We start from the raw sequence: 25,963 nt of genomic DNA on the forward strand, positions 1-25,963 counted from the left end.
TGACCAGGCTCGGGCGTGCGGCGGGGGCGTTTTCCGCAAGATGCCACCCGGAACGGCCCTAGGAGCGCAGGAGTACGAGGTCGTCACGGTGAACGACCTCGCGTTCGTAGGCGGGCCCCAGCTCCTTGGCGAGGTCCCGGGTGGAGCGGCCGAGCAGCCGGGGCAGCTCGCGGGCGTCGAAGTTGACCAGGCCGCGGGCCACCGCCCGCCCCGACTCGTCCAGCAGGTCCACCGGGTCGCCGGCGACGAAGGTGCCCTCGACCCCGGTGAGCCCGGCGGGCAGCAGCGAGCTGCCGCGCTCGGTGACCGCGGCCACCGCCCCCGCGTCCAGCCGCAGCGCGCCGCGCGGGGTGGAGGCGTGCGCGAGCCACAGCAGCCGGTCGGCGGAGCGCTTGCCGGTGCGGTGGAAGTACGTGCCGGTGGGCCGCCCGGCGAGCGCGTCGGCGGCGTGCACGGCGGAGGTGAGCACGACCGGCACCCCGGCGCCGGTGGCGATGGCGGCCGCCTCGACCTTGGTGACCATGCCACCGGTGCCGACCCCGGCCCGGCCCACGCTGCCGATGGAGACCCCGGCGAGGTCGCCAGGACCGGTGATCTCGGCGATCCGGGTGGTGCCGGGGGTGCGGGGGTCGCCGTCGTAGAGGCCGTCGACGTCGGAGAGCAGCACCAGCAGGTCGGCGCGGACCAGATGGGCGACCAGGGCGGCCAGCCGGTCGTTGTCGCCGAAGCGGATCTCGTCGGTGGCGACGGTGTCGTTCTCGTTGACGACCGGCAGGGCGCCCATCGACAGCAGCTGGTCCAGGGTGCGGTAGGCGTTGCGGTAGTGGGCGCGGCGGCTGACGTCGTCGGAGGTCAGCAGCACCTGGCCGACTCGGATGCCGTAGCGGGCGAAGGAGGCGGTGTAGCGGGCGACCAGCAGGCCCTGGCCGACGCTGGCGGCGGCCTGCTGCCTGGCCAGGTCGCGCGGGCGGCGGTCGAGGCCGAGCGGGGCGAGTCCGGCGGCGATGGCGCCGGAGGAGACCAGCACGATCTGCCGGTCCCCGCTGGCCTTGGCCAGGACGTCCACCAGGGCGTCCACCCGGTCCGCGTCCAGCCCGCCGGCCGCCGTGGTCAGCGACGAGGAGCCGACCTTGACCACGACCCTGCGGGCCTCCACCACGTCCTGCCGTGTCGCCGCTGTCACGTGCGTCCTCAACCTCGATGCCGCCTGTTCACTCCGGGTGCCGCAGCAGCCAGCCCGCCCAGGCCGAGGTCACCATCTGCCGGACGTCGTGGGTCGCCGTCCAGTCCAGCTCCTTGGTGATCGACTCGGCGGAGGCGACGACGCGGGCCGGGTCGCCGGGGCGGCGCGGGGCCGTCACGGGTGCGAGTCCAGTGTGGCCGGAAACCTCACGGATGATGCCGACCATCTCGGCCACCGAGACGCCCTCGCCCCGGCCGATGTTCAGCACCAGCGCGGCCGAGGGGTCCCGGCTCAGCCGGCGGGCGGCGGCGACGTGCGCGGAGGCGATGTCCTCGACGTGCACGTAGTCGCGTACGCAGGTGCCGTCGGGCGTCGGGTAGTCGGTGCCGAAGATCAGCGGCGGCTCGCCCCGGCCGATGCGGTCGAAGACCATCGCGACCAGGTTGAAGACCCCGGGGTCGCCGAGTTCGGGGGTGGCCGCGCCCGCGACGTTGAAGTAGCGCAGGGAGGCGGTCGCCATGCCGTGCGCCCGGCCGACGGCGGCGACCAGCCGCTCGCCCGCGAGCTTGGTCTCGCCGTAGGGGTTGATCGGGTCGCAGGGGGTCGACTCGGTCACCAGGTCGGCGTCCGGCATCCCGTACACCGCGGCGGAGGAGGAGAAGACGAAGCGGCGCACCCCGGCGTCGACGGCCGCCTCGAGTACGGTCCGCAGCCCCTCGACGTTCTCCCGGAAGTACCACAGGGGGCGTTCGACGGACTCGCCGACCTGCTTGCGGGCGGCTATGTGCACGATGCCGTCCACCGCGTGGTCGCGCAGCACCCGGTCGAGCAGCGGGCGGTCGAGTACGGTGCCGCGCTCCAGCGGGACATCGGCGGGCAGCCTCGACGCGTCGCCGGTGCTCAGGTCGTCAAGGACGACCACCCGCTCACCTGCCGCCGTCAACGCCCTGACCACATGGGAACCGATGTATCCGGCACCGCCGGTGATCAACCACATTGCCCCACCCTAACAGCGCCTCGAAACGGCCTTCCGCACGTCAGCCGGGTACCGCCCGGGGCCCGTTGGGCACCCGCCGCGACGACGGCCGGACGTCGGCGAGTACAAATACGTACCCATTGGCCATAACCGGGCACCCTACACTCCGGAAACCTGCGCCCCACAGAACACGACGGCAAGGGAAAGAGGCGGATACGCGTATGCCGGTCAAGGTCAGCGTCGTCGTCCCGGTCTACAACCCGGGCAAGTACATCGACCCGTGCGTCAGCTCCCTGCTCGGGCAGACGCTCCCCGCGGAGGACGTGGAACTCCTCTTCGTGGACGACGGCTCGACCGACGACTCCCCGGCCCGCCTGGACCAACTGGCGGTGGAACACCCGCAGGTCAGGGTGGTCCACCTCGCCAACTCCGGCTGGCCGGGCAAGCCCCGCAACATCGGCGTCGCCGAGGCACGCGGGGAGTACGTCCAGTTCCTCGACCAGGACGACCACATGGCGCCCGACGCGCTGCGGCGGCTGTACGAACTGGGCCACCGCAACAGCTCGGACATCGTCATCGGCAAGGTGGCCAGCAACTTCCGCGGCGTCCCGCACGGTGTCTTCCGGATCACCCGCGAGAAGTGCACCCTGCGCGACGCCCCGCTGGTGGACAGCCTGACGCCGCACAAGATGTTCCGCACCGCGTTCCTGCGCGAGCACGGCATCGCCTACGCCGAGGGCAAGCGGCGGCTGGAGGACCAGCTGTACATGATGACGGCGTACTTCGCCGCGAAGAACGTCTCCGTCCTCGGCGACTACACCTGCTACCACTACTCCAAGCGCGACGACGGCAAGAACGCGGGCTCGGCGAAGATCGTCCCGTCGGGTTATTACGACAACCTCCGTGACGTCCTCGACGTGGTGATCGCGAACACCGAGCCCGGCGCCTTCCGCGACAGTCTGCTGCGCCGCTTCTACCGGGTGGAGATGCTCGGCCGGCTCAGCGAACCCTCCGTGCTCGGCTACGAGCCCGCGTTCCTGGACGAGATGGTCGGGGCCGTGCACGCGCTGGCCGCCGACCACATCGGGGACGGCGTCCACGACGGGCTCGGCGCGCTGTCCCGGCTGCGCTCGACGCTGCTGCGGCGCAAGGACCCCGCCAAGCTGGTGGAGGCCGCCCGCCGGGCCGCCTCGGTCAAGGGCCACGCCCGGCTTGAGGGCTTCGCCTGGGAGAACGGCCGGATCGCGATCGACGTCACCGCCCGGCTGCGGCACGCCGACGGGACGCCGTTCACCCTCCTGCGCGACGAGGACCGCTACTACCTGCACCCCGATCTGCTGAAGGGGCTGCTGGAGGACGGCGAGCGGATCGAGGTCACCGACGAGGTCAAGTCCTTCCGCGCGGAGGTGCATCTGCGGGACCGCGAGACGGCGGTCGAGTGGACGTGCCCGGCGTCGTTCGAGACGCGGATCGAGGAGGTCCCGGGCGAGGAGATCCCCGCCGAGGCGGCGCAGGCCGCGGAGGCCGCGGAGGGCGCGGAGGCCGCGGAGGGCGCGGAGGCCGCGGAGGGCGAAGTCCCCGCGGCGGTCGACGTACCGGCGGCGGACGGCACTCCGGCCGAGGCCGCACCCGCCGCCGCGCCCGGGGGCGACACCCCGCCCGCCGAGGCGGCCCCGCCCGGCGGGACCGCCCGGCCGGACGCCGACCCCGCCGCGGGCACGCCCTGCGAGGTCGTACTGCGCGGCACCGCCTGGCTCGACCCGAAGCAGGTCAAGGGCCGCCCGGCGCTCACCCGGGGCATGTGGGACGTCTGGGTGCCCGTACGCGGCCTCGGGCTGAGCCGCAAGGCCCGGCTCGGCGCCGACCGCGACGCCGGGGTGGACGCGCACTGTCTGCCCGCGCTGCTCGGCTCCCCCGCCGTGCCCACCGTCCCGTACTTCACCGACCCGCACGGCAATCTCACCCTGGACGTCGACCGGCGCGGCAAGCGGCTCGGCGGCGCGCTCGCGGGGCGCCCGGCGCTGCGGATGCCCGGCGCGCGCGGCCTGGAGATCGAGCTGCCCGTCGTGGCGCTGCCCGGGACCGCCCCCTCGGTCGCCGTACTGCTGGTGCGCGGGCAGGGCGAGGACGCGCCCTGCTGCGAGCTGCCCGCGCTGGTGGAGCCGTTCGGCGGCCGGGTGCATCTGCGGGCCGGCGACCGGCTGGACCCGGCCGGGCGGGCGGCGCTGGGCGCGGGCACCTGGGCGCTGTCGGCGCGGCTCGACGGGCCGCACGGACCGGAGCTGCCCATCGGCCGGGTCCATGTCGACGCGGGCGGCAGGGTCCGGCTGTGCGACGAGCTCGGCACGGTCGACTCGGCTGTCGCCAGGACCGCGCTGGCCCAGCGCCGCAGGGCCGACCGCCGGGCCCTGGTCCACCGCTTCTCCCACCCGCTGACCCGACGGCTCAGCGCCGCCACACGGGCCCGGCTGCGCCTGCTGGCCGTCCGGCTCGGCCTGTAGACCGGCGGCCGGGGGCCCGGACCCCTGGCGGATAATGTGACGCCCGCCCGACGGGCGGGTCCTCCACCGACCGAGCAGTGACAGAGCGACCGAAGGACACGATCACGTGCGACCGCTGGGCATCGAAGGCGCATTCGTGCACGAGCCGAAGATCTTCCCGGACAGCCGGGGAAGCTTCCACGAGTGGTTCAGGGCCGGGGACTTCCGGGAGTCCACCGGCCACCCGCTGAACCTGGTGCAGGCCAACTGCTCGGTCTCCGGCCGCGGCACCCTGCGCGGCCTGCACTACGCCGACGTGCCGCCGAGCCAGGCCAAGTACGTCAAGTGCGTACGCGGCGCCGTGCTCGACGTGATCGTGGACATCCGGGTCGGCTCGCCCACCTTCGGCCAGTGGGAGGGCGTCCGGCTGGACGACGAACTCCACCACTCCGTGTATCTGGCCGAGGGGCTGGGCCATGCCTTCATGGCGCTGACCGACGACGCGACCGTCGTCTACCTGTGCTCCGAGGGGTACTCCCCCGAACGTGAGCACGGAATCAACCCGCTCGACCCCGGTCTCGGCATCGAATGGCCCACGGGCATCGAGCCGCTGCTCTCCGACAAGGACGCCGCCGCGCCCACCCTGGCCGAGGCACGGGCCCAGGGCCTGCTGCCGTCCTACGAGGACTGCGTGGCGCTTTACTCACTTCTGCGTGATCGTCAACCCTGATCCGGGCCAATCCCCCGGCGAACGGTGACGGAAGAGAGGTGTAAGCGCTAGCGTCGCTGGGAACACTTCTCAGTTTGAGCGAAGGGTCTCCCCCGTGCGACGTCATGACTTCCTGCGCAGGCTGCACAAGGTCTACAAGCCACGCAACTACCTGGAGATCGGGGTCAACGACGGGCGCAGTCTGACCCTCTCGCGAGTCCCGACCGTGGCCATCGACCCCGCGTTCAAGGTCGTCACGTCGATCAGCTGCGATGTGCACCTGGTGAAGGCCACCAGCGACGCCTTCTTCACCCGCAAGGACCCGCTGCTGCACCTGCGCCCGGGCCGCAACCCGTTCCGCGCGCTGGCCCGCAGGGACCCGCTGGCGCTGGTCGGCGACCCGAAGCTGGAGCTGTCCTTCATCGACGGCATGCACCTCTTCGAGTACGCGCTGCGCGACTTCATGAACGTCGAGAAGCACTCCCGCTGGTCCAGCGTGATCGTGCTGGACGACATGCTGCCGCGCAACGTCGACGAGGCGGCCCGCGACCGGCACACCGGCGACTGGACCGGCGATGTCTTCAAGGTCGCCCAGGTGCTGCGGCGCCACCGCCCCGACCTGCTGGTGGTCGACGTGGACTCCGCCCCGACCGGTGTCGTGGTGATCTTCGGCGCCGACCCGGACAGCACGGTGCTGCGGGACAACTACGACGCCATCCTGGAGGAGTACATCACTGCGGACCCGCAGGAGATCCCGGACGAGATCCTGGTCCGCAAGAACGCGGTCGACCCCGAGATCCTGCTGAACGCGGACTTCTGGCCCGCGCTGGCCCGCGCCCGCAATCTGCGCCGCCCGCGCTCGGCCTTCGCGGGGCTGCGCAAGCAGATCGAGGCCGTGACCGGCTGACGGCCGGTCCCGCACCCGTATGACGGCCGGCAGCCCGGGGCCGCCGGCGCACGGACGTCCCTAGCCCCTGACCGGTGCCGTGTCCTGGTCGCCCTCGTTGGGCGGCCGGGGCACGGCATCCGGCGTCCGCGCCGCCCGCTCGCGCGGACCCGCCGGCGCGCGACGGGCCGGCAGCGCCAGTACGGGGACGGTGAGCACCCCGATGAAGAGCGAGGCGGACATGTAGCGCCACAGCGGCGCGGGGTTGGCCACCAGCACCGTGACCTGGAGCGCGAACGGCAGTGCGGCCAGGGCCAGCAGCGCGGGCCGCCGGCGCAGCGCGACCAGCAGCAGCACGATCAGATAGCCCAGGTACGTCCAGCTGATACCCCGCCACAGATACGGCTGGTACTCGGTCTTCTTGGACTTCTCGTACACACGGGTGGCGGCGTTGTGGAGCTTGGTCGACAGCGGGTCGTCGCGGAGCGAGCTGCCGTAGGGGATCTGCTTGTACGAGTGGAGGCCGAATTTGTCCCAGTGCTTGAGGGCCGGTGTGTTGCTCACGCTGTAGAGACCGGTGTGGCCGTCGAGCGACCAGGCGATGTCGGCCCGGCACAGCCGGGCCTCGACGATCAGCGACGGCGTGCGCTTGAGGATACGGAACCACAGGTCCATCAGCTGGTCGTTCATCCGGCCGGCCTTGAGCCGGTTCATCGGCGGGGCCATCATCGGGTCGGCCACATGGCAGTCGCCGCCCGGCCCCGACCAGTGCGACAGCGGCGCCACCTGGGCCATCAGCCGGGTGTCGGCGGCGGTGAAGGTGCCGGGCCGCTTGGCGTAGGCGACGCCGATGTCGGCGTAGTTGAAGGCGTAGACCTCGTCCGGGCGGGGGGACTGCACGCCGAGCGCCGGATAGATCAGATTGTTGAGCAGCAGCGCGGCGGCCAGCGGTACGGCGGTGGCGACGGCGGTCCAGCGGCGCATCCCGGGCAGCAGGATCACCAGCAGCACCCCGAGGGCCATGATCACCGGGAAGCCGTTGTTGCGGAACAGCCCGATGCCCAGGCAGCCGATGCCCAGCAGCACGATCTCCCGCCGGAACGCCCGGTCCCGTACGCGCTCGGCGCCGCGCAGCCTGCGGGCGGTGAGCTGGACCAGCGCGCCGAAGGCGAGCAGGGACGCCAGGCTGAAGGCGACGTCCTTCCACACGTAGATCGTGAAGGTCGCCGTCGACGGGGCGATCGCGAGGGCGACGGCCGCCGGGGCGCTCCACCGGCCCCGTACCCCCAGGTCGCGCAGGGCCACGCAGACGTAGGCCAGGAGCGCGGACATCGCCACCGTCTGGAGCAGCGTCAGGGCCGCGATGCCGCCGGTGATCCGCACCGACAGCCAGACCAGCGCGTCGTAGGCGACCGAGTGGTCGGAGCGCCAGTGGGAGGTGGTGACCTCGTACAGATAGGTCAGCGTGTCGGGGCTGATCCGGCCGGGGTAGAAGGCGGCCCACCACACCAGCAGGATGACCTGGCAGGCGGCGTACACCACCAGCGGCAGTCTGAGCCGGGCGGGGAGCCGGGACGGGAACCAGCCGGACGGGCGGAAGCGGGCCGGGCGGAAGCGGGCCGGCGCGGCGGCGGCGTTGTCGCTCACGGCCGCACCCGCCTGGGCACGGGCGCGAAGGCGTGGGCGGCGAGGCTGCGGGCCGCGTCGGCCCTGCGGTGGCGCAGCGCGGACGGGACGAGTGTGAGCGCGTGCAGCCGGGTGGACAGATGGCGGCGGGCCACCTTGGCGGCGGTGTGCCAGCCGAGCGCGTCGAGGTCGGCGGCCAGGTCCAGCAGCAGGCGGCGGGTCTCGTCGAAGCGGCTGCCGGAGAACGCCTGGACGGACGACTCGCTGCCGCGGTGCCTGCGGTAGTCGAAGCAGACCACGGGGTCGGTGACCAGTTCCTCGCCGCGCATCAGCAGCTCGACCATCAGGGCCAGGTCCTGAACGACCGTCAGGTCCTCCCGGAAGCCGACCTCCTTGAGCACGTCGGAGCGCCAGCACATCGCGGGGAAGTAGACCCAGTTGCCGCGCAGCAGACCGGCGGCGAGCGCCTCTCCGCCCAGCCGGGCGCGGACGGTGGGCGCCGAGGAGTACAGCCGCTTCTTGACGATGTCCACCAGGGTGCGCACCGGAAGGCCGTCGCCGTCCACGACCGCGACGCCCGGCTGGTACATCGCGGCGCCGGGCATCGCGGCCCGGGCGGCGTCCAGGGTGGCGACATAGCCGGGGCGCATCAGGTCGTCGCAGCCCATCAGGACCATGTACTCGTGGTCGGCGAGTTCGACGCACCGGCGGAAGTTGCCGGTGATGCCGAGGTTGTGCTCGTTGCGCAGATAGCGGACCCGCTCGTCGCCGAGGGCGGCGAACCACTCGGGGACGCCGGGCTCGGTGCCGTCGTCCACGACGGTGAGCCGCCAGTGCGGGTCGGTCTGGTCGAGAACGCTGCGTACGGCGGCACGCATCAGGGCGGGGTCGCCGTAGTACGGCAGCATGATGTCGAGGGTCACTGGGTGCTTTCGCCTTCCACGGCGGCCATCGGCCGCGCGGGCTCGGGCTGGTTCTGAGAGAGGGGCCCGGAATCGTCCTCGGGCCGGTGCGCCGCGCGCAGGGCCGCGTCACGGGCGAGTTCGGTGAGCCGTCGTTCTATGGCACGGAAACGCAGATAGGTGTTGAGCGCCAGCAGGGTGACGCCGACCACGAGCAGGTAGAGCACGAGGTCGGTGCCGCGGCCGACACCGACGAGGTGGGCCGCCTTCGTGGTGTCGGCGGGCCGCAGCACGGCGTAGGCGTTGGCGAAGCAGAAGACGAGAAAGGCGATCCGCTTCCAGGCGCGCATCCGGGTGGTGTTCCAGTTACGGGCGAACATCACGACGAGTGCGGCCACTGCGGCGAGCAGGAGGATCTGGATCAACATCGGTCAGCCGTTCCGGTTGCGCAGGGACAGGTCGAAGAGGATGTTGACGCCGTTTATCAGTGACTGTCCCTTGCTGCGCGAGTAGTCGGTGTATTTGATCGACACCGGTGCCTCGGTGACCCGAAGTCCCGAACGGGCCAGGAAGGCGGTGATCTCCGAGGCGTGCGCCATACCGTCCATCGTGATGTTCAGCCGGGACGCGGCCTCGCGATTGAAGAGCCGCAGTCCGTTGTGCGCGTCGGAGAGTTTCAGCCGCCGGGCGGTAGGGCTGACCGCGGCCGCGGTACGCAGCACGATCCGCTTGAGCCGGGGCACCTGACCGTCCGGCTTGAGGAACCGGGAGCCGAGCACCACGTCGGCGTTGCGCTCGTGCGCGAGGGCCAGCATCATCACCACGTCCTCGACCCGGTGCTGACCGTCCGCGTCGAAAGTGACGAAGCGTTCGGCACCGCGCTGGGCGAGCGCGTAGCTGACGCCCGTTTGGAGAGCGGCGCCCTGACCGAGGTTGACGGGGTGTCTGACCAGGTGGGCGCCGGTGGCGGTGATCCGCTCGGCCGAGGCGTCGCTGCTTCCGTCGTCCACGCAGACGATGTTGGGGAAGGTCTCCAGCGCCCCGTCGATCACCTCCGCGATGACCGCCGCCTCGTTGTAGACCGGGACGATCAGCCACACGTCCCTGAAGGCGCGCTTTCGACGGAGCCGGAGAGTGGCGGGGACCACCATGAAAGCGCGCCCTTTCGTCAATTATTCAACCGATCGGGGATGCTCCGAGAATTCAGCCACCTCTGGGGCATCCGTCCACCCAGCTTGACGGGAGAGACGACTCACAGGTTGCATCCTCGTGACGTAAATCACCCGCACGGAGAGAATTACTGCGGTAATCGCAGCACCCACGGCGTAAGCGATCTCAACTCGGTCACGAATAGGGATCGGACTGAACGTCACCGCGATGAGCGCGGCGGTCCCGATGACCCAGGCGAGCAATTGCCTGCCATGGCCACCGGTGCTCTGAAGTGCCTGGCCGAGTACCGAGGCGAGCATGTAGAAAAGCGTCCCCGCCGACAGCCACGCGAAGTCCGAGGCCCCCAGCAGATCCGGCGACCCGAACAGCAACGGCACCAGCCACGGTCCGAGCACCACCGCGAGCAGCCCGCCGGAGCCGCCCAGCAGCCCGGTGAAGGCGGCCGTGCGCAGCAGCAGCTGACGGTACGCCGGGCGGTCCCCCGCGGCGACCGCGGCGGACAGCCCGCGCAGCAGCGAGGCCTGGAGCGAGCCGAAGACGAACAGCGGCACCCGGGCCAGCACCACGGCCGACAGCAGCGCGGTGATGAACGCGGTGTCCCGCGGCGCCAGCAGCTTCATGCTGATGACGGAGATGTTGACCAGCAGCTGGGCCAGCAGGGTGGACGGGATGAGCGCGACCAGTCCCGCGCCCAGCGTCCGCCACGGCAGCACCGGCGCGGACGGGCGCGGGGCGGCCGCGCGCAGCACCGGCCGCGCGGTGGCCGCCACCGACAGCAGCGTGGGGACGGTCAGCACCGCGGCGAACAGCAGCGGGGAGTGCACCCCGCTGACCGCCAGCGCCACCGACAGGACCACCCGCAGCATGCCGTCGAGCGCCAACTGGACGCCGTACACGGTGAATTTGGCGGTGCCGGCCAGCACCCCGCGGGTGACGTGGGCGACCGACAGCGCGCCGAAGGCCCCGCACAGCGCCCAGACCAGCGAGAGGTTCCCGTCGAAGAGCCGGTCGGCGATCGGCCGGGCGAAGACCGCGACCGGGACGCAGACCGCGGCGAGCAGCGACAGCGAGGTGGCCGCGGCGCGGCGCAGCACCGGCGCCACCCCTTCCCCGGCCACCACCCGGGCGGCGACCAGCCGGGTGACCTCCTGCTCGATGGGGAAGAACAGGCCGAGCCCTACGGAGAAGACCAGGGTCCACAGCACCGACACGCCGGCCATCTGATCCGACGGCAGGGTCCGGCCGGCCGCGGCCAGTTGGATGTAGCTGGCGAGACCGAGCACCGCGGTGCCCGCGCCGACCAGGGCGGTGCCCGGCGGCAGCAGGGCGACCGCGCGGCCGGCCAGTCGCCGCGCCCGCCCCCGGTTGGCCACGGCGAGGTCAGTCACGTTCGGCTGCCACCAGCGCGGGGAACGCCTCCGCGAGCGCGGGCCGCCAGTCCCTGATCGGCTCGATCCCGGCGGCCGCCCAGCGGTCGTGGCCGAGCACGCTGTACGCCGGGCGCGGCGCCGGGCGGACGAAGGCCGCGCTGGTGGTGGGCCTGACCCGCTCGGGGTCGGCGCCCAGCAGCCGGAAGATCTCCCGGGTGAAGCCGTACCAGGTCGTCTCGCCGCCGCTCGTGCCGTGGTAGACGCCCGCGGGCGCCGCTCCGGCCAGGGCCGCGGTCCCGAGCCGTACCAGCTGGTCGGCGAGGTCGGCGGTCCAGGTGGGCTGGCCGCGCTGGTCGTCCACCACGTCGAGGGTGTCCTTGACGCCCTCCAGTTTGATCATCGTACGGACGAAGTTGGCGCCCCCGGCTCCGTACAGCCACGCCGTGCGGACCACATAGCCGTCGTCGGGGAGGGTGCCGAGCACGGCCCGCTCCCCCGCCAGCTTGGTGCGGCCGTACGCGCCGCTCGGGCCGGTCGCGGCGTCCTCGGGGTACGGCGTGGTCGCGTCGCCGGGGAAGACATAGTCGGTGGAGACCTGGAGCAGCTTGGCGCCGGTCCTGGCGCACGCCTCGGCGAGGTGCCGGGCGCCGTCGCCGTTGATCCGCAGGGCCTGCGGCTCCTGGGCCTCGGCGTCGTCGACGGCGGTCCAGGCCGCGCAGTTGACCACGACCACCGGGCGGTGCTCGGTCAGTACGGCGTCGACCGCCTCGGGGTCGGTGATGTCCAGGGCCTTGCTGCCCAGGCCGACGACGGCGGTCTCGGGTTCGATCCGCAGCCGAGTGAGCAGGTCCTGGCCGAGCATGCCGGCGGCCCCCGTCACCAGCCAGGTCGCGTGGGACGGCTTCACAGTGCGGCGCGCTCCTTCAGCGGCTCCCACCAGGCCCGGTTCTCCCGGTACCAGGCGACGGTCTCGGCCAGGCCGGTCGCGAAGTCCTTGCGCGGCGCGTAGCCCAGCTCGGTGCGGATCTTGGCGCAGTCCACGGAGTAGCGGCGGTCGTGGCCCTTGCGGTCCTCGACGTAGGTGACGCGGTCCCAGCCGGCGCCGCAGGCGTCCAGCAGCAGGCCGGTGAGCTCCTTGTTGGACAGCTCGGTGCCGCCGCCGATGTTGTAGACCTCGCCGGGGCGGCCCTTGGTGCGGACCAGGTCGATGCCCTGGACATGGTCGTCGATGTGCAGCCAGTCGCGTACGTTGCCGCCGTCGCCGTACAGCGGGACGTTGGCGCCGTCCAGCAGGTTGGTGATGAACAGCGGGATGACCTTCTCGGGGAAGTGGTGGTGCCCGTAGTTGTTGGAGCAGCGGGTCACCCGTACGTCCAGGTCGTGGGTGCGGTGGTAGGCGAGCGCGATCAGATCGCTGGACGCCTTGGCCGCGGAGTAGGGCGAGTTGGGCCGCACCGGATCGGTCTCGGGCCAGGACCCCTCGCTGATCGAGCCGTACACCTCGTCGGTGGAGATGTGCACGAAGGTCCGCAGGTTCTGCCGCAGGGCCGCGTCCAGCAGGGTCTGGGTACCGGCGACATTGGTGCGGATGAACTCGGTCGCGCCGAGGATCGAGCGGTCGACGTGCGACTCGGCGGCGAAGTGCACCACCTGGTCGTGCTCGGCGACGAGCTTGTTCACCAGCTCCGCGTCGCAGATGTCCCCCCGCACGAACCGGAATCCGGGGTGGTCGCGGACCTCGTCCAGGTTGGCCGGGTTGCCCGCGTAGGTCAGCAGGTCGAGCACGGTGATCGCGACGTCGCCCGGCCCCGACGGGCCGAGCAGCGTACGCACGTAGTGGGAGCCGATGAAGCCGGCGCCGCCGGTCACCAGAATGCGGTCGGTCATGAAGAGATCTGCACCTTGCTGTGGTCGCCGAGCACCAGCCGGTGCGCGGCGTGGTTACGGGGAGCGGGGGTCACCTCGACATTGCGGCCGATGAGCGAGGCCGCCACCCGGCGCACACCGGTCAGGGAGGAGTCCCGCAGCACGATCGAGTACTCGATCTCGCTGTCCTCGATCCGGCAGCCGTCGGAGATCGAGGTGAAGGGGCCGACGTACGAGTCGCTGATCACCGACTTCGCGCCGACGATCACCGGGCCGACGATCCGGCTGCCGGACACCTTGGCGCCCGCCTCGATCCGGACCCGGCCGATGATCTCGCTCGCGTCGTCGACCTCGCCCGCCACCAGCGGCGTCACGGTCTCCAGCACCGAGCGGTTGACCTCCAGCATGTCCGTGACGTTGCCGGTGTCCTTCCAGTAGCCGGAGATCGTCGTGGAGCGCACATCGCGCCGCGCGTCGATCAGCCACTGGATCGCGTGGGTGATCTCCAGCTCGCCGCGCCAGGAGGGCTTGATGGCGCGGACCGCCTCGTGGACGGCCGGGGTGAAGAGATAGACGCCGACCAGGGCCAGATCGCTCTTGGGGTGCTTCGGCTTCTCCTCAAGACCGCGCACCCGGCCCTCGTCGTCGAGCTCCGCGACGCCGAAGGACGTGGGGTTGGGCACCTTGGTCAACAGGATCTGCGCGTCCGGCCGTTCGGCCCGGAAGCCGTCGACCAGACCGGTGATGCCGCCCACGATGAAGTTGTCGCCCAGGTACATCACGAAGTCGTCGTCGCCGAGGAAGTCACGGGCGATCAGCACCGCGTGCGCCAGCCCCAGCGGAGCCTCCTGCGGGATGTACGTCACCCGGATGCCGAGCGCGGAGCCGTCGCCGACGGCCTGTTCGATCTCCTCGGCGGTGTCGCCGACGATGATCCCGACCTCGGTGATCCCGGCGTCCGCGATCGCCTCAAGACCGTAGAAGAGCACGGGCTTGTTGGCGACCGGAACGAGCTGCTTGGCCGACGTGTGGGTGATCGGACGGAGGCGGGTACCCGCCCCTCCGGAGAGCACGAGTGCTTTCACGTTGTGGTGTCCCATGCTGGATTCGAGGGCGGTTCCAGCGGGCTGGGGCCCGCGCCCCCGCTGCGAGCATAACCCGTCCGTCATCCCGCGTTCGTCTCCTGGCCGTCGGCCGCCAGCTCCTCGTCGGCGAGTCGGTCCGGAATGGATTGCTCCATTTCGTTCCGTGCCTCGGCGGTCGATGTGGCCGCCTCCCCGGCGCTGCCGGGCTGGGCCATCGCGGCCTGCTGGAGCAGCCGGACCTCGGCCTTGCGGGCCAGTTCGGTCAGTGCGGCGCCGAACCTGACGATCGAGGACGGCTCGTCGGGGCCGAGCAGATACTGCTTGATCTCCCGGCGTGGCGCGGTCAGCGGGTCCTTCTCCGGGTGGAGCACGGCGGTGATGAGTTCACCGATCCTGCTCGCCTTGTTGTTCAGTATCAGGGCGGCACGGGCCGCGGTGTTCTGCCGCCGGAACTCCTCCGTGCCCAGCCCCGCCGAGTCGGTGATGGCGTACGGCTTGCCGGTGGCGACGAAGTCGGAGACCACGCTGGAGATGTCCGAGACCATCGCGTCGGCCTCGTTGAAGCACTCGTACAGATGCGGCGTCGGGCCGGACAGGACCTTGTGCTCCCAGTCGCTGAGCGAGCGCCAGTAGGCGGAGTTCCACGCCTCGCGCAGCTCCGCGACCCGGGCGGTCACCGCGGGGTCGGCCATCGCGTCCCTGGACATTATGGCCGGATCGGCCTCCGGGGAGGCGGCCTTGGGGACCAGCGTTTCGAGTTCGGCCTCGATCCGGGCCAGTTCTGCCCCGGCCCGCTCCTGCTCGGCGGCGCCCCGGGCGATCCGGCCGGCCCACGCCGGGTCGGCGGCGCGGTCCTCGGTGGCCTTGGCCAGCAGCGCCACCACCCGCTCATGGGCGCGCGCAGCCTTGGCGCTGACGGTGCCGGTGAACGGGTGCGGTTTGTACAGCACCCGGACCGGGGTCTTGGACTCGACCAGCCGGCGCACGATGTTGTGGCCGGCCCGCATCAGCGAGGTGTTGCCGGGTTCGTCGGTCCAGCCCTCCCAGGTGGGCGCGTACAGGACGGTCGGGATGCCCTCGGCGGGCGAGCCGTCCCACGCGGTGATCCGGGCCAGCTGCGGCCGGCCGACCTCGACGATGTCCTCGTCGCGCACCCCGACGTCGGCGAGGGCGTAACGGTCGCGGCCCGCCTTGCCCGCCGTCCACACCTCGTCGTACACCTTGCTGAACGGGTTGACGCTCGCGACCTTGTCGCTGTCGCCGTGGCCGATGAAGACGTGCTTCATGGTCGGCACCCGCAGCAGATGGATGTTCTTGCCGACGTTGGCCGGGTACAGCGCCACCCGGACGGTGGACAGGTCCATATTCATCAGATGCACCGAGCCCGGTACGCACAGCACCGGCAGGTCGGTGTCGGCGAGCTGGAGCAGGACCCCGCGTTCGCGCAGGATCACCAGCGGGCGTTCCCCCTCCAGCTCCGCCATGGCGTCCAGCCACATGTCGACCTGGTAGGCGGAGTCGTTGGAGCCGGAGAAGTAGAGCACGGTGGACGGCCGGTAGGCGCTCAGCCAGCGGTCCATGAAGGCCAGCGCCTCGCCCGTGGGCGCGGGAAGCCAGCTGCGCCGCAGGTAGGGGGCGAGCGCGAGGATGTACAGCGTGCCGAGGGCGATGGTGATCCCGCCGCCGATGTACGCGTACAGCGGGTGGCCGGTCTCGGCGAAGACCAGCACCCCGGCCACGGCGGCCAGGTCGAGGTGGAGCATCTTCTCGCCGGACCGCGAGGTCAGCGCCAGGGACGGCGCGTCGGTGATCCGCAGCCCGGAGAGATCGATGTTCCGTGTGCTGAAGGGAAGTCTGCGGCGATTTCGGATAAGTGTGATGAGAGCACTGTGCGGCGCCTGCATACCATAGAAGAGCAAAAAGTAGACCACGACAATGGAAAATGCCGTGGTATTCGCCAGGTGCAATCGGGCCAACAACAGCACGAGCGTCAGTTCGCGCATAAGGAAACGCAGGGAAAGACCTGCTCGTGCCCTGCTCAACCGGTTGATCAGATAAGTACGACGATGATGGAGATACCAGTCGCTGACATAACTGACCACACCGGCCGCCACCAGCAACCACACGTTGGGCAGCAGGGCCGCCGCCACCAGACAGGGGAAGCTGAGGAGCAGGGCCAGCGCGGCGGCCAGCTCGGAACCGGTCGCCACACGGGCCAGGCGAATGGCGTTGGGAATCACGAGTGACTGCTCCTGTGCGAAGTCGACGGGAAGGCGCGATAAGGGGAAATGCGCGCCATAACACATTCCCCCCACCAACCGATGAAGTCCCTGGGCGCGCCGACGGGCACACACCCCAGGGACCTCTACGGGATCTCCGAGCTCAATCCAATCGCGCCAACCCTACTACGCGTCTTCTCCCTCGGCCAAAACCTGCGCCAATGCCCGTTCGATTCCCGATGCTCCGGAGAAGCCCTGCATCGGATCCTGCTGGCGTACGTCGATGACATGGCCGGTGAGTGTCGAGAGCAGGACGTCCAGGGAGGTGCGGGCCACCGCCTCCGAGGAGAGCAGGCTGCCGGCCGGTTCCTGGCCGAACGCCTTGGTCCGCATCGGGGTGGCGGTGCGCTCGGGGTTGACGCAGTTGACCCGGATGCCGTCCGAGGCCCACTCGTCGGCCAGCGCCTGGGTGAGGTTGACCATCGCGGCCTTGGTCGAGGAGTACAGGCTGTAGTCGGCGCGGCCGCGGGTGTAGCTGCTGGACGTGTAGAGCAGCAGTTGTCCGTCGGTCTCGGCGAGGTACTTGTGCGAGGCGCGGGCGATCTGCACCGGGGCCAGGTAGTTGACCCGCAGCGCTTCCTCGATGGTGGCGTTGTCGGTCTCGGCGAGCCGGCCGATGCGCAGCACGCCCGCGGTGTTCACCACGAAGTCGACCCGGCCGGTCTCGGCGTACGCCCGGGACAGCGCGTCGTCCACGTGCTCGGGGTCCTCGACGTGGGTGCCGGTGGTGGAGCGGCCCAGCGCGAACACCCGGGCGCCGTAGCCCTCGGCCATCGCCGCGATGTCCGCGCCGATGCCGTAGGAGCCGCCGAAGACGACGAGGGTCTTGCCCGAGAGCAGTTCGCGGTACGCGGCCTCGTCGGACTGGCCGGGGGCCGCGGTGGAGGCGAGCTGGAAGAGCTTGTCGGCGATGAAGACGTCGACCGGCTGGGTCACCTTCATATTGTGCTCGTCACCGGGGACGACATAGATCGGCACGTCCGGCAGATACTTCAGGACCACCGAACAGTCGTCGGTGGCCTGGAAGTTGGGGTCGCCGCCGGCGACCTCGTAGGCGCGGCGGATGGTGGAGAGCCGGAACGCCTGGGGAGTCTGGCCGCGCCTCAGCCGGGAGCGGTCCGGGACGTCGGTGATGAACTCGCCGTCGTCCCCGTGGGTGCGGGTGACGATGATGGTGTCCGCCGAGGGGATCGCCACGTCGACCGCCTGGTAGCGGGCGAGGGCGGCGACGCAGTCCGTGATCACGCGCTGCGACAGCAGGGGGCGGACCGCGTCGTGGAACAGCACATTGCGGTCCTCGCCCGGCTCCAGGTCCTGGCTGAGGGCGGCGATGGCCCGCTCGGTGGTCTCGTTACGGGTCGCGCCGCCCTCGATGACCTGGCTGACCTTGCTCAGGCCGGCCTTGGCGACGAGCTTCTCGACGTCGGCGACATAGCCGGGAGCCATCAGGACGACGACGTCGTCGATGTCCTCGGCCTGTTCGAAGATGGTGAGCGTGTGCTCGATCACCGCCTTGCCGGCGATCTTCAGCAACTGCTTGGGAATCGACAGGCCCACCCGCTGGCCGGTGCCGCCCGCGAGGACGACGGCGGTGGTGCGGGTCTTGGCGGTGTGCTGGGACACGAAAAACCTACCTAAAGACAACAAGAGGTGTACGGGATCGTCTCACCCCCGGTAATCGTCCCGCAAGGCGTTCCCCCCGCCCCTGTCACCCCCCGTTCACCCCGTGGCGGCCGGGCCGCGCACGGGGACGGGACGGACGAAACCCGGTGCGGCGTCGGCGTGTTCCGGCGCGGGCCAGCCGGGCGGGTGGCGCGGGCCGACCGGCGGGCGGCACGCGGGGCCTCCCGGCGGGCGGGGACCGGCCGCGCGTGAGGCGGCCGGGCCCGTCCGCCGGGTCGCGGGCTACGCGAAGGGGTCGAAGCCGCGGTACTCCTGCTCGGCCTCGTCCCGCTCGGCGTCGCGGTCCCGGCGCCGGGTCACGGCCGCGCGGGGCGCGTCCAGGCGGTGGTCCTCGCCGCGGCGACCCAGCATCTCCGCGCCGGCGACGATGGACGGCTCCCAGTCGAAGACGACCGCGTCGTCGTCGGAGCCGATGGCGACGCCGTCGCCCGGCTTGGCGCCCGCCTTGAGCAGCGCGTCCTCGACGCCGAGGCGGTTGAGGCGGTCCGCGAGGTAGCCGACGGCCTCGTCGTTCGAGAAGTCGGTCTGGCGCACCCAGCGCTCGGGCTTCTCGCCGCGGACGCGGAAGACGTCCTCGTCGGTGTCGTGCGTGACGGTGAAGCCCGCGTCGTCGACCGCACGCGGCCGGATGACGATCCGCGTGGACTCCTGGGCCGGCCGGTCCGCGCGCGTCTCGGCGACGATCTTCGCCAGCGCGAAGGACAGCTCCTTGAGACCTTCGTGCGAGACCGCGGACACCTCGAAGACCTGGTAGCCGCGGGACTCCAGGTCCGGCTTGATGATCTCGGCGAGGTCCCGCCCGTCGGGCACGTCGATCTTGTTGAGCACGACCAGCCGGGGCCGGTCCTCGAGCCCGCCGCCGTACGCCCGCAGCTCCGCCTCGATCACGTCGAGGTCGGTCGCCGGGTCGCGGTCGGACTCCAGGGTCGCGGTGTCCAGCACGTGCACGAGCACCGAGCAGCGCTCGACGTGCCGCAGGAACTCCAGACCGAGCCCGCGGCCCTCGCTGGCGCCGGGGATCAGCCCGGGCACGTCGGCGATCGTGTACACGGTCGAGCCCGCGGTCACCACACCGAGGTTGGGCACCAGCGTGGTGAACGGGTAGTCCGCGATCTTCGGCTTGGCCGCCGACAGCACGGAGATCAGCGAGGACTTGCCCGCGCTCGGGTAGCCGACCAGCGCCACGTCGGCGACGGTCTTGAGCTCCAGCACGACGTCCTGCAAGGTGCCGGGCTCGCCCAGCAGCGCGAAGCCGGGCGCCTTGCGGCGGGCCGAGGCCAGCGCCGCGTTGCCCAGGCCCCCGCGGCCGCCCTGGCCCGCGACGTACGTGGTGCCCTGGCCCACCAGGTCGGCCAGTACCTCGCCCTGCCCGTTCAGCACGACCGTGCCGTCCGGCACCGGCAGCACCAGGTCGGTGCCGTCCTTGCCCGAACGGTTGCCGCCCTCGCCAGGCTTGCCGTTGGTGGCCCTGCGGTGGGGGCTGTGGTGGTAGTCGAGCAGCGTGGTGACGTCCTGGTCGACGACCAGGATCACATCGCCGCCGCGACCGCCGTTGCCGCCGTCGGGGCCGCCCAGCGGCTTGAACTTCTCCCGGTGCACGGAGGCGCAGCCGTGGCCCCCGTTACCCGCGGCGACATGCAGCTCGACGCGGTCCACGAAGGTGGTCATGGGTGCTTCCTCCAGTTACCTGCGGGTGTGCGGTGGTTCGCTCGTGATTCCACGCATGTGTCAAGTGGTACAACGCGTCGAGGGCGGCCCCGCTTCCCGTTACCGGGAGCGGGGTCCGCCCTCGAAGTCTCTTCGGCGTGCCGTGATCCGGAGGATCGGTCCGGGAGGTCAGTCCCGGAGGATCGGTCTCAGCAGGATCAGGCGGCCGGAACGATGTTCACGACGCGGCGACCGCGCTTCGTGCCGAACTCGACCGCACCGGCGGACAGGGCGAACAGCGTGTCGTCCTTGCCGATGCCGACGCCGGAGCCCGGGTGGAAGTGGGTACCGCGCTGGCGGACGATGATCTCACCGGCGTTGACGACCTGACCGCCGAAGCGCTTCACGCCGAGCCGCTGAGCGTTGGAGTCGCGACCGTTCCGGGTGGACGATGCGCCCTTCTTGTGTGCCATCTCTCCTCAGTCCCTTACTTCGCAGCCGTGGGGATGCCGGTGATCTTCAGCGCCGTGTACTGCTGGCGGTGACCCTGACGACGGCGGTAGCCCGTCTTGTTCTTGTAGCGCAGGATGTCGATCTTCTGGCCCTTGTGGTGGTCCACGATCTCGGCCTCGACCTTGATCCCGGCCAGCACCCACGGGTCGCTCGTGACGGCTTCGCCGTCCACGACGAGCAGCGTCGAGAGCTCGACCGCGTCGCCCACCTTGCCCGTGGGAATCTTGTCAACCTCAACGATGTCTCCGACAGCAACCTTGTGCTGACGGCCACCGCTACGCACGATCGCGTACACGCGGAACTCACTCTCTGGCTCGAATCGGACCCCTGATGCCAGCCGTCCCTGTGTGGTGCGAGGGGGGCCTCTCCCGACGGGCCCGGAGGGGCCTGCCAGGAGGAAACTGCTCAGGAGTGGGCGCAGAAACGCCGAAGGTCAAGACTACGGAGTGCCTTCGGCACGGTCAAATCCCACGTGCCGCGCCCGGGGGAACGGCGCCGCCCACCGGCGGCAGCGGCAGAGCGAAGGCCGACGCCGACCGGGCGGGGCACAACTCCGGCACCACGCAACGCCGCCGGCCAACGCGGCCGACCCACGCGTACCCAGCCACAGCGGGCATCCGCCCGGACGCCGAGGCGCCCACTGCCACAACTGCGGCCCGCCGGCCCCGCCCGGGGGGAAACGGCTGCGGCCGCGCTCCCCGCATGAGTCCCGGCCACGCCCGGGGGCGGGTCACGTGCCGCGCCCGGCGACGCACCCCGCCGGGGGAACGGCGGCCACGCGCCACGCGTGACGCCCGGCGGGGCGACCGCACGCCCGCCCGACGTCGCACCCGCCCGGGGGAACGGTCCCGCCCGCGACGACGGCGGAGAGCGAAGCGCAGCTGGGAAATGGCGCCGCCCGCCTGGGCGCTGGGGCCAGGCGGGCGGCGGGGTGGGGCGGGGACGTTATTCCGCGGGGGTGGAGGACTTCTTCGCGGCCTTCTTGGCCGGCGTCTTCTTCGCCGCGGTCTTCTTGGCGGCGACCTTCTTGGCCGCCTTCTTCGCCGGCGCCTTCTTCGCGGCAGCCTTGCGCGGCGCCCGCTTCTTCGGCTCGGCCGCGTCCTCCGCCGGCTCCGCGGGGGTCTCCGCGGGCGCGGGCACGACCACGACGGCCGCGTCCTCGGCCGAAGAGGACGCCGGAGAACCCGCGGGAGCGGTCGCCTTGCGCGTCGCACGCCGCCTCGTCCGCGCCGGCGGCTCCGTCGACACCTCGGGCACGGGCTCGGGCTCCGCCACGGGCACGACGGCCACCGGCTCGGCCGGCACCACCACGACCGCCGCGTCCTCGGCCGAGGACGACGCCGGAGAACCCGCCGGAGCGGTCGCCTTGCGCGTCGCACGCCGCCTCGTCCGCGCCGGCGGCTCCGTCGACACCTCGGGCACGAGCTCGGGCTCCGGCTCGACATCGGGCTCGCTGACCGGCACGACCACCACGGCCGGCTCCGGCGCGCGGTCGGCCGCGGCGGGCGCGCCCGCGGGCGCGGTCACCTTGCGGGCACCGCGCCGCCGACCCCGCCGGGACCGGTCGTTCGCGGCGGCCTCCGCCTCCGCGGCGGTGCCGAACCACTCCTCCTCAGGATCGCCGACCGTCGGCACCAGGTCCGACTCGCCGACCTCGATCGGCTCCAGCTCCGGCAGCTCCGTCTCCTCGACGTCCTCCGCCTCGCCGGTCTCCTCGATGTCCGACTCCACCACGTGCTCGTGGTCGTGGCCCTCGGCACCCGCACCGGCGCCACCACGGCGCCGCTTGCGCTTGCCGCCGCCACCGACGGTCGTCGCCTGGTCCATGTGGACGATGACGCCACGCCCGTTGCAGTGCACGCACGTCTCGGAGAAGGACTCGAGCAGCCCCTGACCGACCCGCTTGCGGGTCATCTGCACCAGCCCGAGCGAGGTCACCTCGGCCACCTGGTGCTTCGTACGGTCCCGGCCCAGGCACTCCAGCAGGCGCCGCATCACCAGGTCGCGGTTGGACTCCAGCACCATGTCGATGAAGTCGATCACCACGATGCCGCCGAGGTCCCGCAGCCGCAGCTGGCGGACGATCTCCTCGGCCGCCTCCAGGTTGTTGCGGGTGACGGTCTCCTCCAGGTTGCCGCCCTGCCCGGTGAACTTGCCGGTGTTGACGTCGACCACGACCATCGCCTCGGTCTTGTCGATCACCAGCGAACCGCCGGACGGCAGCCACACCTTGCGGTCCAGCGCCTTGAGCAGCTGCTCGTCGATGCGGTACGTCGCGAAGACGTCCACCTCCGACGTCCAGCGCGACAGCCGGTCCGCGAGGTCGGGCGCGACATTGGCGACGTACTCGTGGATCGTCGCCCACGCCTCGTCACCGCTGACGATGACCTTGGAGAAGTCCTCGTTGAAGATGTCGCGGACGACCCGCACGGTCATGTCCGGCTCGCCGTAGAGCAGCGCGGGCGCGTTCGAACCGCCGCCGCTCTTCGCCTTCTTCTGGATCTCCTCCCACTGCGACTGGAGGCGCGCCACGTCGCGGCGCAGCTCGTCCTCGCTCGCGCCCTCGGCCGCCGTGCGCACGATGACGCCCGCGTCCTCGGGGACGATCTTCTTGAGGATGGTCTTGAGCCGGGCCCGCTCGGTGTCGGGCAGCTTGCGGCTGATGCCGGTCATCGAGCCCTCGGGCACGTAGACCAGGTAGCGGCCGGGCAGCGAGACCTGGCTGGTCAGCCGGGCGCCCTTGTGGCCGATCGGGTCCTTGGTGACCTGGACGAGCACGGGCTGGCCGGACTTGAGCGCGGACTCGATCCTGCGCGGGCCACCGGACAGGCCGAGCGACTCGAAGTTGACCTCGCCCGCGTAGAGCACGGCGTTGCGGCCCTTGCCGATGTCGACGAACGCGGCCTCCATCGACGGCAGCACGTTCTGGACCTTGCCCAGGTAGACGTTGCCGACGTACGAGGTGGCCTGCTCCTTGTTGACGTAGTGCTCGACGAGGACGTTGTCCTCCAGCACGCCGATCTGCGTACGGTCGCCGTTCTGCCGGACCACCATGACGCGCTCGACGGCCTCGCGGCGGGCCAGGAACTCCGCCTCGGTGATGATCGGCACCCGGCGACGGCCCTGCTCGCGGCCTTCGCGGCGGCGCTGCTTCTTGGCCTCAAGACGTGTGGAGCCCTTGATGGACTGCACCTCGTCGACGCCCGTGCCGCCCTCCAGACGCGGGGAGCGGGGCTCACGGACCTTGACGACGGTCCGCTCGGGGTCGTCGGCGCCGTTCGTGTCGTGGCCGTCGTCGCCGGCCGCGTCCGAACCGCGGCGACGGCGGCGGCGCCTGCGGCGGCTGCTCGCGCTGGACCCGCCGCCGTTGTCCTCGTCGTGGTCCTCATCCCCGGTCCCGGTCCCGGCCCCGTCTTCGTTCTCGTCGTGCTCGCTCTCGGCCTCGTCCTCACCGGACACGGCCTCGTCGTGCTCGTGCTCGGCGGACTCACCACGGCGACGGCGGCGGCCACCGCGGCGACGGCGGCGCGACGGGCGGTCCTCGCCGTCCGTGTCGCCGTCGTGCTCCTCGGCCTCGTCGATGTCGCCCTCGGCCTCGATGTCGGACTCCACCTCCGGCTCGTCCGCGGCGGTCACGGCGACGGGCGCCTGCTCGGCGGCTCCCCCGCGGCGACGGCGGCGGCGCCGCGGACCCCGGTCCTCCTCGGCCTCGGCCTCGCCCTCGTCCTCGTCGTGCGCGGCCTCCGGCTCCTGGACCACCTCGGCGGCGGCGTCGGCCGGCGCGGTGGGCGCCTGGAAGACGGGCGGCTGGAAGACGGCGACGGCGGGCCGTACGGCACGGCGCCGGCCGCGCGTGGGCGCGGCCTCCTCGATCTCCTCGGAGCGCACCTCGATGGTCACGTTCTGCTGGGGGATGCCGAAGGCGTCCGCGACGGCGATGGCCGCCTGGGTGCTGGCCTCCTCCAGGGTGTCGCCGTAGCCGCGGATCTCGTAGGCGTCGTCGACCTCGACGGCCCAGCCGTCGCCGTCGCGCAGCGCCTTGCCGGTGTACGCGGTCCGCACCTCGGCGGCGCGCGGTGCCTCCTGCGCGGCGGCCTCGGCCTCGTCGGAGGCGGCCTGGGCGGCCTCCTTGGGCGCGAGGGCGCCGGGCTTGAGCCGGCGCGAGCCGTCCCCGGCGGAGAAGGTGGCGGGGGCCGGAGCGCCCCGCTTCCCACCGCGCCGGCGGGAGCGGCCGGTGGTCTCGCTCTCGGCGGGGGCGGCCGCGGGAGCGGGCGCGGCAGGCGCCTGGGCGGCCCGGGGAGCGGGCTGTACGGCGGCGGCCTCGGCGGGGGCCGGGGTAGCGGCCTTACGGGTGGCGCGGCGGCGGGTACGGGCCGGGGCTTCCTCGGCGGCGGGCGCCTCGGCGGGAGCTGCCTCGGGTGCGGGCGGCGCGGCGACCGGCTCGGGGGTCTGCTCGGCCACGGCGGGCGCGGCGGCCTGACGGGTGGCCCGGCGGCGGGTACGCGCGGGGGCGGCCTCGGCGGCGGGGGCCGCGGTCTCGGTGGCGGGAGCCTCGGCGACGGCCTCAGCGGCCTCGGCGGGGGCGCCGGCCGGGGCCGTGGCCTTACGGGTCGCCCGGCGGCGGGTGCGGGCCGGAGCCTCTTCCGCCGCCTCGGGAGCGGCCGCTTCGGGTGCGGGCGCGGCGGCGGGGGCCTGCTCCGCGGCGGGGGCCTCGGGGGCGGGCGCGGGGGCCGCGGCGCTGCGGGTCGCGCGGCGGCGGCTACGCGGCGGGGCGGCCTCGGCGTCCACGACGACCGAACCGCCCTCGTCGGGGGAGGTCACGGGTGCCGGCTCGGCGACGGTGACCTCGCCGGAGTCGGCGGGGGCGCCGGCCGGGGCCGTCGCCTTGCGGGTGGCCCGGCGGCGGGGGCGCGCGGGTGCCTCTTCCTCAGCGGCGGCCGGGGTCTCGGCGGCGGGCGCCTCGGCCGAAGCCGTGGCCTTGCGCGTGGCGCGGCGGCGAGTCGGCGCGGGGGCTTCCTCGGCAGCCGGGGCCTCGGGCTCCGCGGCGGCCGCCGTCTTACGGGTCCGGCGCCGGGGGGCCGCGGGGGCCTCTTCCTCGGTGGCGGTCGGCGTCTCAGTGGCGGGGGCCTCGGCCGCAGCCGTGGCCTTGCGGGTGGCCCGGCGCCGGGGGCGCGCGGGGGCCTCTTCCTCAGCGGCGGCCGGGGTTTCCGGGGCCGCCGCTGGCTCGGCGGCGGCCGCCGTCTTGCGGGTCGCCCGGCGCTTGGGCGCCGCCGGAGCGTCCTGCCCGGCGGACGCGCTCGCGTCCGTACCGGTGGCGCTCTCCGCGGGCGCGGGGGCCGTGGCCTTACGGGTCGCGCGGCGCCGCGGTCGCGCGGGCGCCGCGTCGCCGGTGGAGGAATCGGAACCGGACGTCGGTTCCGGCGTGTTGGAGTCGGTCTCTTCGTGCATTCGGGCATTGCTCCCGTCATGCTCCCGGGCGCCGCGTCCAATTTCGGGGCCGGCGTGCCGCTTGGATCGCGGGGCCGGCCTCCGGGGGCGCGGGCGCCGCACGGGAGCTGCTGTGTCGCGTCGGCCCGCCCGTGGGGGGC

19 protein-coding genes are annotated in these 25,963 nt (G+C 72.3%); 3 read left to right on the plus strand and 16 right to left on the minus strand.

Going from position 1 to position 25,963, the window contains the following annotated elements:
- Window positions 1–58 precede the first annotated feature (58 nt).
- Both proB and galE read right to left on the minus strand, forming a co-directional pair.
- Complete coding sequence (proB, locus tag OHA30_RS10345; protein WP_328917805.1) at window positions 59–1,159, minus strand: glutamate 5-kinase; 1,101 nt, start codon at window positions 1,157–1,159, stop codon at window positions 59–61.
- A 52-nt stretch (window positions 1,160–1,211) separates the two neighbouring features.
- A complete protein-coding gene (gene galE / locus OHA30_RS10350; protein ID WP_328913525.1) occupies window positions 1,212–2,180 on the minus strand; it encodes a UDP-glucose 4-epimerase GalE in 969 nt (322 codons plus the stop codon).
- Window positions 2,181–2,380: 200 nt separating this feature from the next.
- Between galE and OHA30_RS10355 the strand changes: the two genes are divergently transcribed.
- The 3 genes from OHA30_RS10355 (at window position 2,381) to OHA30_RS10365 (ending at window position 6,255) form a co-directional block, all read left to right on the plus strand.
- Complete coding sequence (locus tag OHA30_RS10355; protein ID WP_328913526.1) at window positions 2,381–4,660, plus strand: glycosyltransferase family 2 protein; 2,280 nt, start codon at window positions 2,381–2,383, stop codon at window positions 4,658–4,660.
- 106 nt (window positions 4,661–4,766) lie between these two features.
- Window positions 4,767–5,369 carry a dTDP-4-dehydrorhamnose 3,5-epimerase gene (gene rfbC / locus OHA30_RS10360; RefSeq protein ID WP_328913527.1) on the plus strand — a complete coding sequence of 201 codons (603 nt, stop codon included), beginning with the start codon at window positions 4,767–4,769 and terminating at the stop codon, window positions 5,367–5,369.
- 94 nt (window positions 5,370–5,463) lie between these two features.
- Complete coding sequence (locus tag OHA30_RS10365) at window positions 5,464–6,255, plus strand: class I SAM-dependent methyltransferase (RefSeq protein WP_328913528.1); 792 nt, start codon at window positions 5,464–5,466, stop codon at window positions 6,253–6,255.
- Window positions 6,256–6,315: 60 nt separating this feature from the next.
- On the opposite strand, the gene OHA30_RS10370 is transcribed toward OHA30_RS10365, so the two are convergent.
- The 14 genes from OHA30_RS10370 to OHA30_RS10435 form a co-directional block, all read right to left on the minus strand.
- On the minus strand, window positions 6,316–7,881 hold the full coding sequence (locus OHA30_RS10370; protein WP_328913529.1) for a DUF6020 family protein: 1,566 nt from the start codon (window positions 7,879–7,881) through the stop codon (window positions 6,316–6,318).
- Entirely contained in the window at window positions 7,878–8,783 is a 906-nt protein-coding gene (locus OHA30_RS10375) for a glycosyltransferase family 2 protein (RefSeq protein WP_328913530.1), read from the minus strand. The genes OHA30_RS10370 and OHA30_RS10375 overlap by 4 nt, the downstream gene beginning before the upstream one ends.
- Window positions 8,780–9,190, minus strand: a complete 411-nt coding sequence (locus tag OHA30_RS10380; protein WP_328913531.1) for a DUF2304 domain-containing protein — start codon at window positions 9,188–9,190, stop codon at window positions 8,780–8,782. The genes OHA30_RS10375 and OHA30_RS10380 overlap by 4 nt, the downstream gene beginning before the upstream one ends.
- Window positions 9,191–9,193: 3 nt before the next feature.
- Entirely contained in the window at window positions 9,194–9,862 is a 669-nt protein-coding gene (locus OHA30_RS10385; RefSeq protein WP_328913532.1) for a glycosyltransferase family 2 protein, read from the minus strand.
- A 72-nt stretch (window positions 9,863–9,934) separates the two neighbouring features.
- Complete coding sequence (locus OHA30_RS10390; RefSeq protein WP_328913533.1) at window positions 9,935–11,320, minus strand: lipopolysaccharide biosynthesis protein; 1,386 nt, start codon at window positions 11,318–11,320, stop codon at window positions 9,935–9,937.
- Window positions 11,313–12,209, minus strand: coding sequence for a dTDP-4-dehydrorhamnose reductase (rfbD, locus tag OHA30_RS10395; RefSeq protein WP_328913534.1), 897 nt, complete (start codon window positions 12,207–12,209; stop codon window positions 11,313–11,315). Before rfbD ends, OHA30_RS10390 begins: the two co-directional genes overlap by 8 nt.
- Complete coding sequence (gene rfbB / locus OHA30_RS10400) at window positions 12,206–13,189, minus strand: dTDP-glucose 4,6-dehydratase (RefSeq protein ID WP_328913535.1); 984 nt, start codon at window positions 13,187–13,189, stop codon at window positions 12,206–12,208. The genes rfbD and rfbB overlap by 4 nt, the downstream gene beginning before the upstream one ends.
- The gene (locus OHA30_RS10405) at window positions 13,186–14,253 is read right to left on the minus strand and encodes a glucose-1-phosphate thymidylyltransferase (protein ID WP_328917806.1); all 1,068 of its coding nucleotides are present in this window, start codon (window positions 14,251–14,253) and stop codon (window positions 13,186–13,188) included. Before OHA30_RS10405 ends, rfbB begins: the two co-directional genes overlap by 4 nt.
- Window positions 14,254–14,333: 80 nt before the next feature.
- Window positions 14,334–16,493 (minus strand): hypothetical protein, encoded by a 2,160-nt coding sequence (locus OHA30_RS10410; RefSeq protein WP_328913536.1) that lies wholly within the window; start codon window positions 16,491–16,493, stop codon window positions 14,334–14,336.
- Window positions 16,494–16,658: 165 nt separating this feature from the next.
- Window positions 16,659–18,155, minus strand: a complete 1,497-nt coding sequence (locus OHA30_RS10415; protein ID WP_328913537.1) for a bifunctional cytidylyltransferase/SDR family oxidoreductase — start codon at window positions 18,153–18,155, stop codon at window positions 16,659–16,661.
- 282 nt (window positions 18,156–18,437) lie between these two features.
- On the minus strand, window positions 18,438–19,883 hold the full coding sequence (gene obgE / locus OHA30_RS10420; RefSeq protein ID WP_328913538.1) for a GTPase ObgE: 1,446 nt from the start codon (window positions 19,881–19,883) through the stop codon (window positions 18,438–18,440).
- A gap of 197 nt (window positions 19,884–20,080) precedes the next feature.
- Window positions 20,081–20,335, minus strand: a complete 255-nt coding sequence (gene rpmA / locus OHA30_RS10425) for a 50S ribosomal protein L27 (protein ID WP_031514533.1) — start codon at window positions 20,333–20,335, stop codon at window positions 20,081–20,083.
- Between the two features lie 14 nt (window positions 20,336–20,349).
- Window positions 20,350–20,670, minus strand: coding sequence for a 50S ribosomal protein L21 (gene rplU / locus OHA30_RS10430; RefSeq protein WP_328913539.1), 321 nt, complete (start codon window positions 20,668–20,670; stop codon window positions 20,350–20,352).
- Between the two features lie 650 nt (window positions 20,671–21,320).
- Complete coding sequence (locus tag OHA30_RS10435; RefSeq protein ID WP_328913540.1) at window positions 21,321–25,823, minus strand: Rne/Rng family ribonuclease; 4,503 nt, start codon at window positions 25,821–25,823, stop codon at window positions 21,321–21,323.
- Window positions 25,824–25,963: the final 140 nt, after the last annotated feature.

This window comes from Streptomyces sp. NBC_00223 (genome assembly GCF_036199905.1).
Taxonomy (GTDB): domain Bacteria; phylum Actinomycetota; class Actinomycetes; order Streptomycetales; family Streptomycetaceae; genus Actinacidiphila.